Origin of the sequence: Mycolicibacterium doricum (assembly GCF_010728155.1) — a bacterium.
In the GTDB taxonomy this organism is placed as follows: Bacteria; Actinomycetota; Actinomycetes; order Mycobacteriales; family Mycobacteriaceae; genus Mycobacterium; species Mycobacterium doricum.
This window is the reverse complement of the sequence record NZ_AP022605.1, coordinates 3,202,084-3,217,915: the sequence shown is the minus strand read 5'-3', so window position 1 is coordinate 3,217,915 and position 15,832 is coordinate 3,202,084. Positions and strand designations below refer to the sequence as shown.

Annotated in this window: 15 protein-coding genes; 10 read left to right on the top strand and 5 right to left on the bottom strand. The window is 68.8% G+C overall.

Going from position 1 to position 15,832, the window contains the following annotated elements; all coding sequences use genetic code 11:
- Positions 1 to 23: 23 nt before the first annotated feature.
- The gene (locus G6N07_RS15675; RefSeq protein ID WP_085188530.1) at positions 24 to 1,202 is read right to left on the bottom strand and encodes a pyridoxal phosphate-dependent aminotransferase; all 1,179 of its coding nucleotides are present in this window, start codon (positions 1,200 to 1,202) and stop codon (positions 24 to 26) included.
- A gap of 27 nt (positions 1,203 to 1,229) precedes the next feature.
- Here G6N07_RS15675 and G6N07_RS15670 point away from each other — a divergent pair, with 27 nt between their 5' ends.
- From G6N07_RS15670 to G6N07_RS15660, 3 genes are read left to right on the top strand one after another with little or no spacing between them, the layout of a single operon-like run.
- Positions 1,230 to 2,369, top strand: a complete 1,140-nt coding sequence (locus G6N07_RS15670; protein ID WP_275990559.1) for an alkene reductase — start codon at positions 1,230 to 1,232, stop codon at positions 2,367 to 2,369.
- 49 nt (positions 2,370 to 2,418) lie between these two features.
- Positions 2,419 to 3,630: an acetyl-CoA C-acetyltransferase gene (locus G6N07_RS15665; RefSeq protein WP_085188532.1), complete on the top strand. Its 1,212-nt coding sequence runs from the start codon at positions 2,419 to 2,421 to the stop codon at positions 3,628 to 3,630.
- Positions 3,631 to 3,648: 18 nt separating this feature from the next.
- The gene (locus G6N07_RS15660; RefSeq protein WP_085188534.1) at positions 3,649 to 5,799 is read left to right on the top strand and encodes a 3-hydroxyacyl-CoA dehydrogenase NAD-binding domain-containing protein; all 2,151 of its coding nucleotides are present in this window, start codon (positions 3,649 to 3,651) and stop codon (positions 5,797 to 5,799) included.
- Positions 5,800 to 6,180: 381 nt separating this feature from the next.
- On the opposite strand, the gene G6N07_RS15655 is transcribed toward G6N07_RS15660, so the two are convergent.
- Positions 6,181 to 6,606, bottom strand: a complete 426-nt coding sequence (locus G6N07_RS15655) for a pyridoxamine 5'-phosphate oxidase family protein (protein WP_085188538.1) — start codon at positions 6,604 to 6,606, stop codon at positions 6,181 to 6,183.
- 80 nt (positions 6,607 to 6,686) lie between these two features.
- Between G6N07_RS15655 and G6N07_RS15650 the strand changes: the two genes are divergently transcribed.
- On the top strand, positions 6,687 to 7,676 hold the full coding sequence (locus tag G6N07_RS15650; RefSeq protein ID WP_085188540.1) for an LLM class F420-dependent oxidoreductase: 990 nt from the start codon (positions 6,687 to 6,689) through the stop codon (positions 7,674 to 7,676).
- Between the two features lie 51 nt (positions 7,677 to 7,727).
- On the top strand, positions 7,728 to 8,072 hold the full coding sequence (locus tag G6N07_RS15645; protein ID WP_085188542.1) for a cupin domain-containing protein: 345 nt from the start codon (positions 7,728 to 7,730) through the stop codon (positions 8,070 to 8,072).
- Positions 8,073 to 8,090: 18 nt separating this feature from the next.
- Here G6N07_RS15645 and G6N07_RS15640 read toward each other — a convergent pair whose 3' ends face one another.
- Positions 8,091 to 8,645, bottom strand: a complete 555-nt coding sequence (locus G6N07_RS15640; protein WP_085188544.1) for a hypothetical protein — start codon at positions 8,643 to 8,645, stop codon at positions 8,091 to 8,093.
- Positions 8,646 to 8,806: 161 nt separating this feature from the next.
- Between G6N07_RS15640 and eat the strand changes: the two genes are divergently transcribed.
- A complete protein-coding gene (eat, locus tag G6N07_RS15635) occupies positions 8,807 to 10,210 on the top strand; it encodes an ethanolamine permease (RefSeq protein WP_085188546.1) in 1,404 nt (467 codons plus the stop codon).
- A gap of 30 nt (positions 10,211 to 10,240) precedes the next feature.
- On the opposite strand, the gene G6N07_RS15630 is transcribed toward eat, so the two are convergent.
- Entirely contained in the window at positions 10,241 to 11,890 is a 1,650-nt protein-coding gene (locus G6N07_RS15630) for a DNA repair helicase XPB (protein ID WP_085188548.1), read from the bottom strand.
- A 41-nt stretch (positions 11,891 to 11,931) separates the two neighbouring features.
- Positions 11,932 to 14,187: a helicase-associated domain-containing protein gene (locus G6N07_RS15625; protein ID WP_085188550.1), complete on the bottom strand. Its 2,256-nt coding sequence runs from the start codon at positions 14,185 to 14,187 to the stop codon at positions 11,932 to 11,934.
- Positions 14,188 to 14,222: 35 nt separating this feature from the next.
- Between G6N07_RS15625 and G6N07_RS15620 the strand changes: the two genes are divergently transcribed.
- From G6N07_RS15620 to G6N07_RS15605, 4 genes are read left to right on the top strand one after another with little or no spacing between them, the layout of a single operon-like run.
- Entirely contained in the window at positions 14,223 to 14,444 is a 222-nt protein-coding gene (locus G6N07_RS15620; RefSeq protein ID WP_085188552.1) for a hypothetical protein, read from the top strand.
- Positions 14,444 to 14,929 (top strand): cyclic pyranopterin monophosphate synthase MoaC, encoded by a 486-nt coding sequence (gene moaC, locus G6N07_RS15615; protein WP_263858045.1) that lies wholly within the window; start codon positions 14,444 to 14,446, stop codon positions 14,927 to 14,929. The genes G6N07_RS15620 and moaC overlap by 1 nt, the downstream gene beginning before the upstream one ends.
- Positions 14,926 to 15,405: a MogA/MoaB family molybdenum cofactor biosynthesis protein gene (locus G6N07_RS15610; RefSeq protein WP_085188556.1), complete on the top strand. Its 480-nt coding sequence runs from the start codon at positions 14,926 to 14,928 to the stop codon at positions 15,403 to 15,405. The genes moaC and G6N07_RS15610 overlap by 4 nt, the downstream gene beginning before the upstream one ends.
- On the top strand, positions 15,402 to 15,830 hold the full coding sequence (locus G6N07_RS15605; protein WP_085188558.1) for a molybdenum cofactor biosynthesis protein MoaE: 429 nt from the start codon (positions 15,402 to 15,404) through the stop codon (positions 15,828 to 15,830). Before G6N07_RS15610 ends, G6N07_RS15605 begins: the two co-directional genes overlap by 4 nt.
- The last annotated feature ends 2 nt before the right edge of the window (positions 15,831 to 15,832 follow it).

Genomic DNA, 15,832 nt, shown 5'->3' with positions numbered 1-15,832 from the left:
AGCGAGGATGACAGCCCGACAGGCTAGCGGCGCAGCACCTGCAGCCGACGGACGGCTTCGTCCAAGGTGTCGTCACGCTTGCAGAACGCAAAGCGCACCAGGTGGTTCCATCGGTCGAGGTGCGGTGATTCCGGGTCGCAGAATGCTGCCAGCGGAATCGCCGCGACGCCAGCCCGCTCGGGTAGATCTGCGCAAAACGAGGTGCTGTCGCTGTAGCCCAGCGGCCGGGGGTCGGCGCACACGAAGTAGGTGCCCGCGCTGTCGTGCACCGCGAATCCCAGATCCGTCAGCGCCGCACCCAGTCGATCGCGCTTGGCCTGGAACGCATCCCGCAATGCCGTTACCCAGGCGTCCTCGTGGTCGAGGGCGTGGGCGACGGCCGGCTGGAAGGGCGCACCCCCGACATATGTGAGGTACTGCTTGGCGGCCCGGACCCCGGCGATGAGATCGGCGGCACCGCAGGCCCATCCGACCTTCCATCCGGTGACGTTGAACATCTTTGCCGCACTCGAGATGGTGACCGTGCGCCCGGACATCTCCGGGTACGCCGCCAGGGGGCGGTGACGGTGTCCCGGCGGCTCCGAGTACACGAGGTGTTCGTAGACCTCGTCGGTGATCACGAGCAGATCATGCGCGACGGCGAGTTCGGCTATCGCCGTGAGCTCGGCCTCGGAGGCCACCATGCCGGTCGGGTTGTGCGGGCTGTTGACGATCAGCGCCTTCGTCCGCGGGGTGATCGCGCGGCGCAACCCGTCGACGTCGATCGCGAAGCCGCGGCCGTGCTCGATCATCGACACGGCGACGCGGTGACAGCCGGCCATGGTGAGCACCGGGGAGTAGGAGTCGTAGAACGGTTCGATAACCAACACCTCGGAACCGGGCTCCACCAGCCCCATCACGGCGGCGGCGATAGCCTCGGTGGCGCCGTTGGTCACCAGCACCTCGGTGTCGGGGTCATAGTCGACGCCGTACTTGCGGTTACGGTGTGCAGCAACGGCTTTCCGCAGCGGTGCGATGCCCAGCCCGGGTGGGTACTGGTTCACCCCGGCGGCGATGGACTCCTGCGCGACTTTCAGCATCGCCGGCGGGCCGTCCTCGTCGGGGAAGCCCTGACCCAGATTGACCGCGCCGACCCGGGCCGCGAGCGCCGACATCTCGGCGAACACCGTCACCGCGTACGGCCGCAGCCTGGACACCGTCATGGTCCCGAGCGTAACGACGTGACGGGAATGAATTCCGGTGCCGGTGACGTCTACTGCGAGGTGACTTTCAAACTCGACGGCGACGCCGCCCTGCTGAAACCCGTCCAGATCGGCGACACCGCCGCCGCGAACCGGATCTTCATGGCCCCCCTGACCCGTTCGCGCGCCGACTCCGACGGCACGCCGTCCCCGCTGGCCGCCCGCTACTACGCGCAGCGCGCTGCTGCGGGCCTCATCATCAGCGAGGCCACGGCCGTGTCGGCGCGAGCCAACGGCGCCTACCTGAACACCCCTGGTATGTACACCGAGCGGCACCAGGACAGGTGGGCCGAGATCGCGTCGGGGGTGCATGCGGTGGGCGGGAAGATGTTCGTGCAGCTGTGGCACGTGGGCCGCATGGCGCACCCGGACATCAGCGGCTACCAATCCGTGGCTCCTTCGGCGATCCCCGCCGACGTGCTGACCCACACGCCCACCGGTAAGAAGCCGCTGCCCGTGCCGCGGGCGTTGTCGGTCGGCGAGATCGGGGCCATCGTCGAAGACTTCCGCGCCGCCGCGCGACGCGCCGTCGACGCAGGCATGGACGGCGTGGAGATCCACGGCGCCAACGGCTACCTGCTGCACGAGTTCTCCTCGGACGTGGTGAACCAGCGCATCGACGACTACGGCGGCTCGCCGGACAACCGGGCACGGCTGACCGCCGAGGTGGTCGAGGCCGTCTCCGCGGAGATCGGTGCCGGCCGGGTCGGTCTGCGGATCTCACCGGGCAACACCGCGGGCGACATGCGGGAGAACGACACCGTCTGCACCTACCAGGCGCTGCTGGAGCGCATCGCCCCGCTGGGCGCGGCCTACCTGCACCTGCTGATCCACCCCGAGGACGCCGCGTTCGGCGAGCTGCGCGGGGCGTGGCCCGGCCCCGTGGTGCTCAACACCGGCCGCGACACCGACACCCGATTCTGCCAGCTCGAGGAGCTTGCCGAGTGGGGAGTCATCAGCGCTGCCGCGGTGGGGCGGGCGTTCCTGGCCAACCCCGACCTCATCGACAGGCTCATCGTGGGCGCCGCACTCAACGAACCCGACGTCGGCACCTTCTACGCGCCCGGCCCGGCCGGCTACGTCGACTACCCGACGCTGGCCGAGCTCGAGGGGCGCCAGTCCGCGTAGCGCGCCCCCGGCCAACCAACAGGTTGGTTTGGACTGTTACGCTCGCGCTATGTCTGAAGAAGCCTTCATCTACGAGGCGATCCGTACGCCTCGCGGCAAGCAACGCAACGGTTCGCTGCACGAGGTCAAACCCCTCAACCTCGTCACCGGCCTGATCGACGAGCTGCGTCGTCGTTTCCCGGACCTGGACGAGACACTGATCAGCGACCTCATCCTCGGCGTCGTGTCACCGGTCGGCGATCAGGGCGGCGACATCGCCCGCACCGCGGTGCTCGCGGCCGGATTGCCCGACACCACCGGTGGTGTACAGCTCAACCGCTTCTGCGCCTCCGGTCTGGAGGCGGTGAACACCGCTGCGCAGAAGGTGCGTTCGGGCTGGGACGACCTCGTGCTGGCCGGCGGCGTCGAGTCGATGAGCCGCGTCCCGATGGGTTCTGACGGCGGCGCCTGGGCTACTGACCCGGAGACCAACTACCGCCTCGGTTTCGTGCCCCAGGGCATCGGCGCCGACCTGATCGCCACCATCGAAGGTTTCTCGCGTGAGGACGTCGACGCCTACGCCGCGCGCTCGCAGGAGCGCGCCGCCGCAGCCTGGTCGGGTGGCTACTTCGCCAAGTCGGTCGTCCCGGTGCGTGACCAGAACGGCCTGCTCATCCTCGACCACGACGAGCACATGCGTCCCGGCTCGACCGTGGAAAGCCTCGGCAAGCTCAAGACCGCGTTCGACGGCATCGGCGCCATGGGCGGGTTCGACGACGTCGCGCTGCAGAAGTACCACTGGGTCGAGAAGATCAACCACGTCCACACCGGCGGCAACAGCTCCGGCATCGTCGACGGCGCCGCGCTGGTGCTCGTCGGCTCAGAGAAGGCCGGCCAGTCGCAGGGCCTGACCCCCCGGGCCCGCATCGTGGCCACCGCCACCAGCGGCTCCGACCCGGTCATCATGCTCACCGGTCCGACTCCGGCGACGAAGAAGGTGCTCGACCGCGCCGGCCTGACCGTCGACGACATCGACCTGTTCGAACTGAACGAGGCCTTCGCGTCGGTGGTGCTGAAGTTCCAGAAGGATCTGGACATCCCCGACGAGAAGCTCAACGTCAACGGTGGTGCGATCGCAATGGGGCACCCGCTGGGCGCCACCGGCGCCATGATCACCGGAACCATGGTCGACGAGCTCGAACGCCGAAATGCGCGGCGCGCGCTGATCACGCTGTGCGTGGGCGGCGGCATGGGCGTGGCCACCATCATCGAGCGGGTCTAGAGGAAAGTGCACTCAAAGATGAGCACCGAGAACACCATCAAGTGGGAGCAGGACTCCGACGGCATCGTCACCCTCACGCTCGATGATCCGACCGGGTCGGCCAACGTGATGAACGACCACTACAAGCAGTCGATGCGCGACACCGTCGGACGCCTTGTCGCCGAGAAGGATTCGATCACCGGCGTGGTCATCACCAGCGCGAAGAAGACCTTCTTCGCCGGCGGTGACCTCAAGAGCATGATCAACATCGGTCCCGACGATGCGGCCGCAATGTTCGAGAACGTCGAGGAGATGAAGGCCGACCTGCGCAAGCTGGAGACCCTCGGTAAGCCGGTCGTCGCGGCCATCAACGGTGCCGCGCTCGGCGGTGGCCTGGAGATCGCGCTGGCGTGCCATCATCGCATCGCCGCCGACGTCCGGGGGTCGGTGATCGGTCTGCCCGAGGTGACGCTGGGCCTGCTGCCCGGCGGCGGCGGCGTCACCCGCACCGTGCGGATGTTCGGGATCCAGAAGGCGTTCATGGAGGTGCTCTCGCAGGGCACCCGGTTCAAGCCCGCCAAGGCCGCTGAAATCGGGCTTGTGGACCGGGTCGTCGACTCCGTGGACGAGTTGATCCCCGCCGCCAAGGCGTGGATCAAGGCGAACCCCGAGGCCCACACGCAGCCCTGGGATGCCAAGGGCTACAAGATGCCCGGCGGCACCCCGAGCTCTCCCGGCCTGGCGAGCATCCTGCCGTCGTTCCCGGCGCTGCTGCGCAAGCAGCTCAAGGGTGCACCGATGCCCGCACCGCGCGCCATCCTCGACGCCGCGGTCGAGGGTGCTCAGGTCGATTTCGAATCGGCCAGCCGCATCGAGAGCCGCTACTTCACCAAGTTGGTCACCGGGCAGGTCGCCAAGAACATGATCCAGGCGTTCTTCTTGGACCTGCAGACGATCAACGGTGGCGGTTCGCGCCCGGACGGCATCGCAAAGCAGGAGATCCAGAAGATCGGCGTCCTCGGTGCCGGCATGATGGGCGCGGGCATCGCCTACGTGTCAGCCAAGGCGGGCTTCGAGGTCGTCCTCAAGGACGTCAGCCTGGAGAACGCGCAGAAGGGTAAGGCGTACTCCGAGAAGATCGAGGCCAAGGCGCTCGAACGGGGCAAGACCACGCAGGAGAAGAGCGACGCGTTGCTCGCCCGGATCACCCCGACCGGTGACCCGGCCGACCTCAAGGGCGTCGATTTCGTGATCGAGGCCGTCTTCGAGAACCAAGAACTCAAGCACAAGGTGTTCCAGGAGATCGAGGACATCATCGAGCCCAACGCGCTGCTCGGGTCGAACACCTCCACGCTGCCCATCACCGGTCTGGCGACCGGCGTGAAGCGCCAGGAAGACTTCATCGGCATCCACTTCTTCTCACCGGTCGACAAGATGCCGCTGGTCGAGATCATCAAGGGCGAGAAGACCTCCGACGAGGCGCTGGCCCGCGTCTTCGACTACACGATGGCCATCGGCAAGACCCCGATCGTGGTCAACGACAGCCGCGGCTTCTTCACCAGCCGCGTGATCGGCACCTTCGTCAACGAGGCCCTGGCCATGCTCGGTGAGGGTGTGGAGCCGGCCAGCATCGAGCGAGCCGGCAGCATGGCCGGGTACCCGGCGGCGCCGCTGCAGCTGTCCGACGAGCTCAACCTCGAGCTGATGCAGAAGATCGCCACCGAGACCCGCAAGGGCGTCGAGGCCGCGGGCGGCACCTACGAGCCGCATCCGGCGGAGGGCGTCGTCAACAAAATGATCGAGATCGGCCGGCCGTCACGCCTGAAGGGTGCCGGCTTCTACGAGTACGTCGACGGTAAGCGGACCGGTCTGTGGCCGGGTCTGCGCGAGACCTTCGGGTCCGGCAAGGCCGACATCCCGCTGCAGGACATGATCGACCGGATGCTGTTCGCCGAGGCGATCGAGACGCAGAAGTGCCTCGACGAGGGCGTGCTCACCTCGACTGCCGATGCCAACATCGGGTCGATCATGGGCATCGGCTACCCGCCGTACACCGGCGGCAGCGCGCAGTACATCGTCGGCTACGAGGGCGCTCTGGGAACCGGTAAGGAGGCCTTCGTGGCCCGTGCCCGTGAGCTGGCCGAGCGCTACGGCGACCGGTTCACCCCGCCGGAGTCGCTGACCAAGTAGTTCGCGCCCCCGCGAGCCCCCGCGACGATTTCCGTCGCGGGGGCTTCGTCGTGTGCGGTGCAAGAACTCCACGTCAGGCTGTAGTTTCCCCGGCGGTCGGCGGATCCGCCCGCCGTCGCGCCGATGGCGGCTTCAGATTTCGCTCGAGACGGTGCGGCTGGTCTTGCTAGATCACCCGCGGATGCACGACGCCTGCGTGGTCGGTGTAACCGACGACCGGGGCCGCACCCGATGTCAAGCGAGGTGCCCGGCGCAAGCGCACCGTCGCATCGACCGGCTCCGGTAGGCTCGCGGCAGTGGAAGTCCGTCCAACGGCGTGCACCCGAGGCGGTCGAGCGCCGTGAGCGACCGGTGCCGCGATGGGCATCAGCGCGATGGGCATTAGAAGGAGCCGAGGTCCGACGAAATCCAGTGCTGCGGGCGGAGGTGAATCACCACGCTCTCCCCGTGCTCACGGCGGGCCATCTCCAGATACGTTTCGACCGCTTCGGGCGGGAGATACCGCTTGGCCACTTCGACGAGGTGATCATCGGTGCCAGGTTCGATGCGGCTGACCGGGCCGTCCACCGTGACATAGCGCACCGTCGGCTCAAGGCGTTCGACCATCATGGAGAAGTATCCCGCCGCCTCGATCAGCCGGTGTTTACGTGAACCTGCGCCGGTGAGCACCCACGGCTGCCCGCCGGCGGAGTACTGATACCAGACCGGGACGGTCAGCGGGCCGCGCTCGGATCCGGCGGACACCGATAGCGCGGCGACATGCGGTTCGGCGAGAAACTGCTCGCGCTGCTCTTTCGACAGGGCCATGTTCGTGAGCGTAATGACGACCACCGACAACTGGTCTGAGTTTGCCGGAATCCCGGCAGCCCACCGCTACAGTCGGGGTCATGCAATTTGGACTGTTCATCCCGCAGGGCTGGCGGCTCGATTTGGTCGGCATACCGGTCGACCGACACTGGCGGGTGATGTCAGAGCTGGCCACCTACGCCGACGGCACCGCATGGGACTCGCTGTGGGTCTACGACCACTTCCACACCGTGCCGGTGCCGACCGACGAGGCCACCCACGAAGCGTGGTCGCTGATGGCCGCCTACGCCGCGACCACCTCACGCATCAAACTGGGACAGATGTGCACGGCGATGAGCTACCGTAACCCCGCCTATTTGGCGAAGGTGGCCTCGACGGTCGACGTCATCTCCGGCGGCCGGGTGCAGATGGGGGTCGGCGGAGGCTGGTACGAGCACGAATGGCGCGCCTACGGTTACGGTTTCCCGTCGGCCGGCGCGCGGCTGGGCAGGCTCGACGAGGGTGTGCAGATCATGCGTGACGCGTGGCGGTACGGACGCGCCACCCTCGACGGCAAGCACTATCAGGTCACCGACGCGATCGTGCAACCCAAACCACTGCAGAGCAACAGTATTCCGCTGTGGATCGCCGGCGGTGGCGAGAAGGTCACGCTGCGCATCGCCGCGAAGTACGCGCAGTACACCAACTTCACCTCCGAACCGGAGGGCTTCCGACACAAGTCGGAGGTGCTGGCCGGGCACTGTCGCGAGGTCGGCACCGACTACGGCGCGATCGTGCGCTCGGCCAACTTCAACGCCGTGATCGGCGACTCGAACGACGACGTCGCCGCGCGGGTGGAGCGCGTGCGGGAACGGCAGGTCGCAGTGGCCGACAAGGACGCTGTGGAGGCGATGCTGGCGACCGCGACGGCGCCGGAGTCGGCCAGCGGCACACCGGAGCAGGTCATCGAGAAGCTGTCGCGGATGCGCGATCTCGGGTGCGAATACGCCATCGTGTATTTCCCCGAAGCGGCTTACGACCGGTCGGGTATCGAGATGTTCGAGCAGCTGGTCATCCCGGCGCTGAGCTGAGTGCCGCGACGCCGTGATTGCACACACACGAAGCGGGGAACACCACCTCCCATGGAGAAGATCTCACTCACGGCCCTGGTCCGCGAACACCTGGAGACCGCCCGGTCCCACAACAGCGGCCGCAGTGCCCACACCGTCTACGGTGGCCACGAGCACTCGCTGCGGCAGACGCTGATCGCGTTGGCCGTCGACCAGGACATGGGCGAGCATGAGGCCCCCGAGGAAGGCACGCTGCAGGTGCTGCACGGCCGCGTCCGCCTCCACGCCGGCGACGCCGGCTGGGAGGGCAGCACCGGCGACCTGATCGTCATCCCGAAGACGCGGCACGGATTGCACGCACTGGAAGACTCCGCGGTGCTGTTGACGGTGATGAAAGCCGTCGGACCGCACGCCTAGACACGGACGCGGCTCAGCTCAGGGCTGCCCAGCGATGATCTTCGGCGGTGCCGGCGGCGGCCCCGGTGGGGGAGGCGGCGGTGGGTCGAAGTACCCCGGCGGCGGCGGACCGTCCAGCGGGTAGTAGCCCGGAGGGAGCGGCGGGCCTGCGGCCTGCGGTCCCTCGGCGGGCCCGACAGCCGGCGTGGACGATTCCGGCGCGGTGAACGACGTGTATCCGGGCGGCAGCGGGGGTGGGGGACCGGCGCCCGGCGGCGGTGGGGAGACCGCCGGCATCTGATCCGGCATCCCCATGCCGTACGGGTTCTGGGCCTGATGCCAGGCGTCGCGCAGGAAGCCGAGCGGCCCGTCGCCCGAGCCGTAGACCGGGTTCTGCACCTGCGGGACCGGCGGCGCGCCGACCGGCGGCGGCGCCGGCGGCCCCGGAACCGGGGCAGGCGCCGGAGGGAAGCCGGGTTGGGCGGCCGCGGGGCCCGCCAGCCAGAGTGTGCCGAGGCCGACGGCCACGCACGCCAGCGAAAGCCTGGCCCCGCGGATTGTCGCGACAGCGCGCGTGCGCGGACGTCCGGTCATGGGTGTCGAGGCTAGCGTGTTCGGGCCTGCGCTGTCACGGGTGCGGCCAGATGGCCGTGGCGGCCTGGTAGGACGCGATGCGCCAACCGGTGCCGATTCGAGAGGACCGGCACATCGATGTTTGACCGGCGGCAGATCCCCGCCCGGTCTAGCATCGGCGGGTGGACACCGCACAGAGCGAATCCAGCGACTATCTCGCCAAACGGACGCTCAAGCAGGGCACTGCCGGCTGGGTTCTCCTCGCCGGCCTCGGCGTCGGCTACGTCATCTCCGGCGACTACTCGGGATGGAACTTCGGGCTCGCCGAGGGCGGCTTCGGCGGGCTTCTGATCGCCGGCGTGATCATCGCCGGCATGTACCTGGCGATGGTGTTGGGGATGGCCGAGATGTCCTCAGCACTGCCGGCCGCGGGCGGCGGCTACACCTTCGCCCGCCGCGCGCTCGGACCGTGGGGCGGATTCGCCACCGGCACAGCCATTCTCATCGAGTACGCAATCGCCCCGGCCGCCATCGCGACGTTCATCGGCGCCTACGTCGAATCGCTGGGACTGTTCGGCATCACCGACGGCTGGTGGGTGTATCTGGCGGTGTACCTGCTGTTCATCGGGATACATCTCGCCGGCGTCGGTGAAGCGCTCAAGGTTATGTTCGTGATCACGGCGATCGCGCTCGCCGGCCTGGTCATCTTCGCCATCGCGGCGGCCGGGAGCTTCGACGCCGCCAACCTCACCGACATCGCGCCCACCGACGCGGCGGGCGCCTCGTCGTTCCTGCCGTTCGGCTACCTGGGAATCTGGGCGGCCGTGCCGTTCGCGATCTGGTTTTTCCTCGCCATCGAAGGCGTGCCGCTGGCCGCCGAAGAGGCCAAGGATCCGTCCCGCAACGTCCCGCGGGGGATCCTCGCGGCGATGGCTGTGCTGCTGGTGACCGGCAGCGCCGTGCTGGTGCTGGCGGCCGGCTCCGGCGGGGCCCAGCTGATCAGCGCGTCGGGCAACCCGCTGGTGGAGGCACTCGGCGACACGACGATGGCCAAAGTGGTCAACTACATCGGCCTGGCCGGGTTGATCGCGAGCTTCTTCACCATCATCTACGCCTACTCGCGTCAGCTGTTCGCGCTGTCACGCGCGGGGTACCTGCCCAAGCGGCTGTCGGTGGTCAACTCCCGTAGGGCGCCGACGCTGGCCCTGGTGGTGCCCGGTGTCATCGGCTTCATTCTGTCGCTGACCGGTCAGGGCGCAATGCTGCTCAACATGGCGGTGTTCGGCGCCGCGCTGTCCTACGTGCTGATGATGATCAGCCACATCGCGCTGCGGGTGCGCGAACCGGGCATGCCGCGGCCGTACCGCACCCCGGGCGGCATCCTCACCACCGGTTTCGCGCTCGTCATCGCCGCCTTGGCCGTGGTCGCGACCTTCCTCGTGGACAGCACGGCGGCCACCTGGTGTCTGGTGGTGTTCGCCGCATTCATGGCCTACTTCGGGATCTACAGCCGCCACCACCTGGTGGCGAACTCGCCCGACGAGGAATTCGCCGCGCTGGCCGATGCCGAGAAGGACATCAAATGACGAGCCGTGTGAGCCATCGCCTCACGGTGTTCAGATCGCCGGACCCAATAGGTCGTCGGCGTCCTTGATGACATAGCCGTAGCCCTGCTCGGCGAGGAAGCGCTGCCGGTGCGCGGCGTACTCGGCATCGAGGCTGTCCCGTGAGACGACGGAGTAGAACACCGCCCCGCCGCCGTCGTGCTTGGGCCGCAGCAGCCGGCCCAACCGTTGCGCTTCTTCCTGCCGCGAGCCGAAAGTGCCCGAAACCTGAACCGCCACAGACGCTTCCGGTAGGTCGATGGAGAAGTTCGCGACCTTGGAGACCACCAGCGTCGAGATCTCGCCGCGGCGGAACTGGTCGAACAGCAGCTCACGCTCGGCGTTCTTCGTCGAGCCCTGGATCACCGGGGCGTCCAACTCCTCGCCCAGCTCAGCGAGCTGATCGAGGTAGGCGCCGATCACCAGGGTCTGTTCCCCCTGGTGGCGCTCCAGGATCGACCGGACGACAGCGATCTTCGTGTGCACCGTCGAGCACAGCTTGTACCGTTCCTCGGGTTCGGCGACCGCGTAGAGCATGCGCTCGTTGTCCGTCATCGTCACCCGCACCTCGATGCACTCCGCCGGCGCGATCCAGCCTTGCGCCTCGATGTCCTTCCACGGCGCGTCGTAACGCTTCGGTCCGATCAGGCTGAACACGTCGCCCTCGCGGCCGTCCTCGCGGATCAGCGTGGCGGTCAGCCCCAGCCGGCGGCGCGACTGCAGGTCGGCCGTCATCCGGAACACCGGCGCGGGCAGCAAGTGCACCTCGTCGTAGATGATCAGCCCCCAGTCGCGGCTGTCGAACAGCTCGAGGTGGCGGTATTCACCCTTGGTGCGCCGGGTGATGACCTGGTACGTGGCGATGGTGACCGGCCGGATCTCCTTCTTCTCACCGGAGTACTCGCCGATCTCCTCTTCGGTCAGCGTCGTGCGCGCGACCAGTTCGCGTTTCCACTGCCGCCCCGCGACGGTGTTGGTGACGAGGATGAGCGTGGTGGCACCGGCCTTGGCCATCGCCGCCGCACCGACGAGTGTCTTACCCGCACCGCACGGCAGCACGACCACGCCGGACCCGCCCGACCAGAATGAGTCGGCGGCCATCTCCTGGTAGTCGCGCAGCTGCCAACCGTCCTGGAGCAGGTCAATCGGGTGGCGCTCGCCGTCGACGTAGCCGGCGAGGTCCTCGGCCGGCCAGCCGATCTTGAGCAGCATCTGCTTGACCCGGCCACGCTCACTGCCGTGCACGATCACCGTGTCGTCGTCGATGCGGGCGCCGAGCATCGGGGCGATCTTCTTGTTGCGAAGCACTTCTTCGAGCACCGCCCGGTCCAAGCTGACCAGGACCAGGCCGTGCGCCGGGCTCTTCACCAGCTGCAGGCGGCCGTAGCGGGCCATGGTGTCGACGATGTCGACGAGCAGGGGCTGGGGGACGGCGTAGCGGGAGAATGACACCAGCGCATCGACCACCTGCTCGGCGTCATGGCCCGCGGCACGGGCATTCCACAGCGCCAGCGGGGTGATGCGGTAGGTGTGGATGTGCTCCGGGGCGCGTTCCAGCTCCGCGAACGGCGCGATCGCGGCGCGGGCCGCCTGCGCCTGCTCGTGGTCGACCTCGAGCAGCACCGTCTTGTCGGACTGCACAATCAAAGGGCCGTCAGTCATGCGCGATCCCGCTCCGCTTCTCGCTGGAAGTCATTGCTCCATTATTCGCTCTCGGCCGACACCACCGACGTCACGCGATGGATGGCGAATTCGCGCACTCGACCGGATGCCGGATCGTAGGCGGTCAACTGGCCGCCGCGGACGTTGACCGGGTCGACCACCCGCTGCGTGGCCACCCCAGCCGGGTCCACGTAGCCGATCACCACCGACGTCTGCTGAACAGCCGCTTCCTGCAACTGCGTTATCGCAACGCCGGGATCGAGCCGCATGTTCCCGGACGGCGCGGCGGCGACCTTGCGGAGCACCGCGACGATCGCGCCGAGCGTCTGGCCGCTGGGCGTGGGCACCGGCCGGTAGACCCGCCGCCGACCCGGGGCGGGCACCCGCGACCCGCGAGTGCGGATGTCGACGATCGCGCCCGACGCATCCTCGGCCGCGGGGGCGAGCCCGGCGTTTCGGAGGGCGGCGAGCACGTCGGCGATCGGCGCCTGGGACACCGCCACCGTCGGGGCCAACAGCCGCAGCTCCACGGCGTCGGTGGCCGGTGCGGCCACGGCCTGCGCCAGCAGCGCCGGGTCCTCGCATCGCACGAACGACGCCGCGATACCGACCCGCAGCTGGCCGTGGCGGCGCGCGACGTCGTCGATCAGATACGTCAGACCCTGCGGCACCGCGGTCTTCGAATGACGCCCGAAGAACGAGTGCAGTTCGCTGGCGGTCCTGCCGGTGTCGAGCGCGCGCCGGATCGACGCCTCGCTGACCCGATACACCATCGCCGCGCCCGCCGACTCCACCGCTGCGACGGCCGCCAGCTGCTCGGCGAGGTCGCGTTCGAGCGGCCCCGGCACGACCACGGTGAGGTCGGCTTGCACCAGGAAGTGGTCGATGGGTGCGGGCAGCACCTTCGCCATGGCCGCCACGACATCCTCGGGCGCCTCGCCGCCCAGTAGTTTGCGGCTGGGCGTCGCGATCGCGCCGCGACCCACCATGCCGAGGGTGTGTGCCTCGGCGAGCAGGCCGCCGACCGGTTCGGGCTGCAACCGGACCGCCCAGCGCGGTCGGCGCCAGATCATCGCCCGTGACGCCGACGCCGCGTCGACCCCCGAGCCCGCGGGCAGGTCGGCCAGCACACTCAGCAGCAGCCGGCGGTCCAGCGGCGCCGCCGTCGAGTACAGCGAATCGGACAGCGCGCCATAGGGTTTGCCGTCGGGACCCCGGCTGCCGATGAGCCCCGGCCGAGCGGGCAGATCCAGCCACGTCGAGGCGAGAAGGTGCCAGCGTACCGCGGTCGGCGATTCGGTGAACCGGTCGGCCGCCACCGTCGGCGCCCAGAACGGGCCGGTTCCCTCGCCCGGATCGGGTTCCGGCGATCCGGCCGCGATGAGGCCCGCACCCAACGCGACCTCGAGGATCAACCCCAGCCGTCGCTCGTCGATACCGGTGGCTTTCACGAGGCGTTTGAGGTCGCGCACTCCGAGACCGCCGCTACGCCGTTCCGGCACCGGGGCCGCCGACAGCGCCTCGAGCAGTACGTCGACTTGGCGCAGCAAGTCGATGGCCGCACCCGCGGCGACCGCGTCGACATCGGACATCTTCGTCGAGGTCGTGACCGGATCGGGTGCGGTCAGCTCCGTCGGTCCGGGCACCTCGCCGCGCAGCGCCTGGCCGACGAGGCGGGGCAGGATCACGGTGTCGTCGTCGACCTGACGCAGCAGTCCCGCCGCCAGCAGGCGCTGCACCGGTCGGTCGGCCGGCGTTCCGGGCGCCGCATCCCGCGTGCGTCCCACCGGCGACCCCTCGAGGAGCCGCTCGAGCAGGTCGCGCTGAGCGGTGTCGAGTCCGGCCAGTTCGTGTGCGATGGCGTCGGCGCCGTGCGCGGCGGTCTCGATGACCGCCTGGCCCGGATACCACGGCAGCCCGGACGCAAGCTCGGCCGCCACTCGTACCTCGTCGTGACCCCACATCAGCGCGCGGGTGCGCAGGTCCTCGACCGCGGCAGTGATGGTGCTCTCGTCGGCACGGGCCCCGATCAGCTCGAACAGCTTCGTCAACGGCACCGCGGTGGTGTCGGCGTGCAGCACGAGCAGCGCATCCAGCACGGCCAACCGCAGGAAATCCAGGCCGTCGGTGGCGGCTTTCACCGACTGCCGCGACGTCGCCCGCGCGGCCAGCGCGGCGATCGTGCCCGGCGGCGGCTGGGTGAGGTCAGGGCGCAACTCCAGCAGCCGGATCAGCCGCTCGTCGGGTAGTTGGGCCAACCAGGCGGCCAGGGGGACGCCCGGAATCTGTGCTGTCATCGCTGACCAGCGTAAACCAGCCACCCCGCCTCGCCATGCGCTGCGGCGTTTGCCACAATGTGGGCGTGGCTGACAAGAAATCGAAGAAGCAGTACATCGATCCGGGGTGGCCCACGCATCTCGACGGTGACGAGCACGCCGTAAGCGAGCTGGCCACCGATCGCGTCGGGGCGCTCTCGCCGTTCGGTGACCTGACCTTCCCGCTGCCGGCCGAAGAGCTGCCGTACCTGCATCCCGTCACCGTCGTCAACAGATAGTGACCACGGGCTCGGGCCACGGGCTTTCGCACGTCGACGAGTCCGGCGCGGCGCACATGGTCGACGTCACCGCCAAAGACGTCACCAAACGCACCGCCGCCGCCGCGGGCACTGTGCATACCCGACCCGACGTGGTCGCACTGATCGCCTCCGGCGGGCTGCCCAAGGGTGACGCGCTGGCGACCGCCCGCGTCGCGGGCATCATGGCCGCCAAACGCACCAGCGAGCTTATCCCCCTGTGCCACCAGCTGGCGCTGACCGGTGTGGACGTCGACTTCGGCATCGGCGAGGGCCACGTCCGCGTGACCGCCACCGTGCGGACCACCGACCGCACCGGTGTGGAGTTGGAAGCGCTGACCGCGGTGAGCGTGGCGGCCCTGACCATCTACGACATGATCAAGGCGGTCGATCCGGCCGCCCGCATCGATGACATCGCGGTGCTGCGTAAAGAGGGCGGCAAGACCGGCACCTGGACACGGACGTGACGCGCACCGGCCGCGTGGTCATCGCCTCGACCCGAGCCGCCGCAGCCGTGTACGAGGATCGAACCGGGCCCCTGATCGTCGAGTGGTTGACCGGCCGGGGTGTCGAGGCGCCAGATCCGGTCCTAGTGGCCGACGGGGAGCCCGTCGAAACGGCGTTGCGCGGCGCGGTCGCCGACGGTGTCGACGTCGTGATCACCTCAGGTGGCACCGGCATCTCCCCGACCGACGCCACCCCGCAGGCGACCGCGGCCGTCATCGACTACGAACTGCCCGGCCTGGCCGAGGCCATTCGAAGGGCCGGGCTGCCGAAGGTGCCGACCGCGGTGCTGTCGCGGGGGATCTGCGGTGTGGCCGAGCGCACACTCGTGGTGAATCTGCCCGGCTCGCCCGGTGGGGTCAAAGACGGCCTGTCGGTGCTCGGCGACATCCTCGACCACGCTCTTGATCAACTCGCCGGAAAGGACCATCCGCGATGACCGCCGTCGTGCTCCGCGCCGCCGTGACCGAGGAACCGATCGACCTGACCGGGCACGCAGAACTCGTGGTACATGGGTCCGCGGGCGCCGTCGTGAGTTTCGCCGGTGTGGTCCGCGACCACGACGGCGGGCGCGGGGTCACCCGGCTCGAATACACCGCGCATCCCACCGCCGCGCATGTCCTCGAGGAGGTGGTCGCCGAGATCGCCGCAGACGCCGACGGAGTGCGTGCGATCGCCGTCAGCCATCGCGTCGGACCCCTCGAAATAGGCGACGCCGCCCTGGTGGCCGCTGTGGCAGCGGACCATCGCAGGGCGGCGTTCGACACTTGTTCCCGGCTCGTCGACGCCGTCAAGGACCGGGTACCGGTGTGGAAACACCAGTTCTTCGGCGACGGCTCCGACGAGTGGGTGAACTCGGCGTGACC

Bases quoted from the DNA above. Each gene is read 5' to 3' on its own strand.
- G6N07_RS15630 (WP_085188548.1), bottom strand. From the start codon at position 11,890: ATGACTGACGGCCCTTTGATTGTGCAGTCCGACAAGACGGTGCTGCTC.
- G6N07_RS15620 (WP_085188552.1), top strand. From the start codon at position 14,223: ATGCGCTGCGGCGTTTGCCACAATGTGGGCGTGGCTGACAAGAAATCG.
- G6N07_RS15645 (WP_085188542.1), top strand. From the start codon at position 7,728: ATGGAGAAGATCTCACTCACGGCCCTGGTCCGCGAACACCTGGAGACC.
- G6N07_RS15640 (WP_085188544.1), bottom strand. From the start codon at position 8,645: ATGACCGGACGTCCGCGCACGCGCGCTGTCGCGACAATCCGCGGGGCC.
- G6N07_RS15650 (WP_085188540.1), top strand. From the start codon at position 6,687: ATGCAATTTGGACTGTTCATCCCGCAGGGCTGGCGGCTCGATTTGGTC.
- G6N07_RS15675 (WP_085188530.1), bottom strand. From the start codon at position 1,202: ATGACGGTGTCCAGGCTGCGGCCGTACGCGGTGACGGTGTTCGCCGAG.
- G6N07_RS15605 (WP_085188558.1), top strand. From the start codon at position 15,402: ATGACCGCCGTCGTGCTCCGCGCCGCCGTGACCGAGGAACCGATCGAC.
- G6N07_RS15665 (WP_085188532.1), top strand. From the start codon at position 2,419: ATGTCTGAAGAAGCCTTCATCTACGAGGCGATCCGTACGCCTCGCGGC.
- G6N07_RS15625 (WP_085188550.1), bottom strand. From the start codon at position 14,187: ATGACAGCACAGATTCCGGGCGTCCCCCTGGCCGCCTGGTTGGCCCAA.
- G6N07_RS15670 (WP_275990559.1), top strand. From the start codon at position 1,230: ATGAATTCCGGTGCCGGTGACGTCTACTGCGAGGTGACTTTCAAACTC.
- G6N07_RS15655 (WP_085188538.1), bottom strand. From the start codon at position 6,606: ATGGCCCTGTCGAAAGAGCAGCGCGAGCAGTTTCTCGCCGAACCGCAT.
- G6N07_RS15660 (WP_085188534.1), top strand. From the start codon at position 3,649: ATGAGCACCGAGAACACCATCAAGTGGGAGCAGGACTCCGACGGCATC.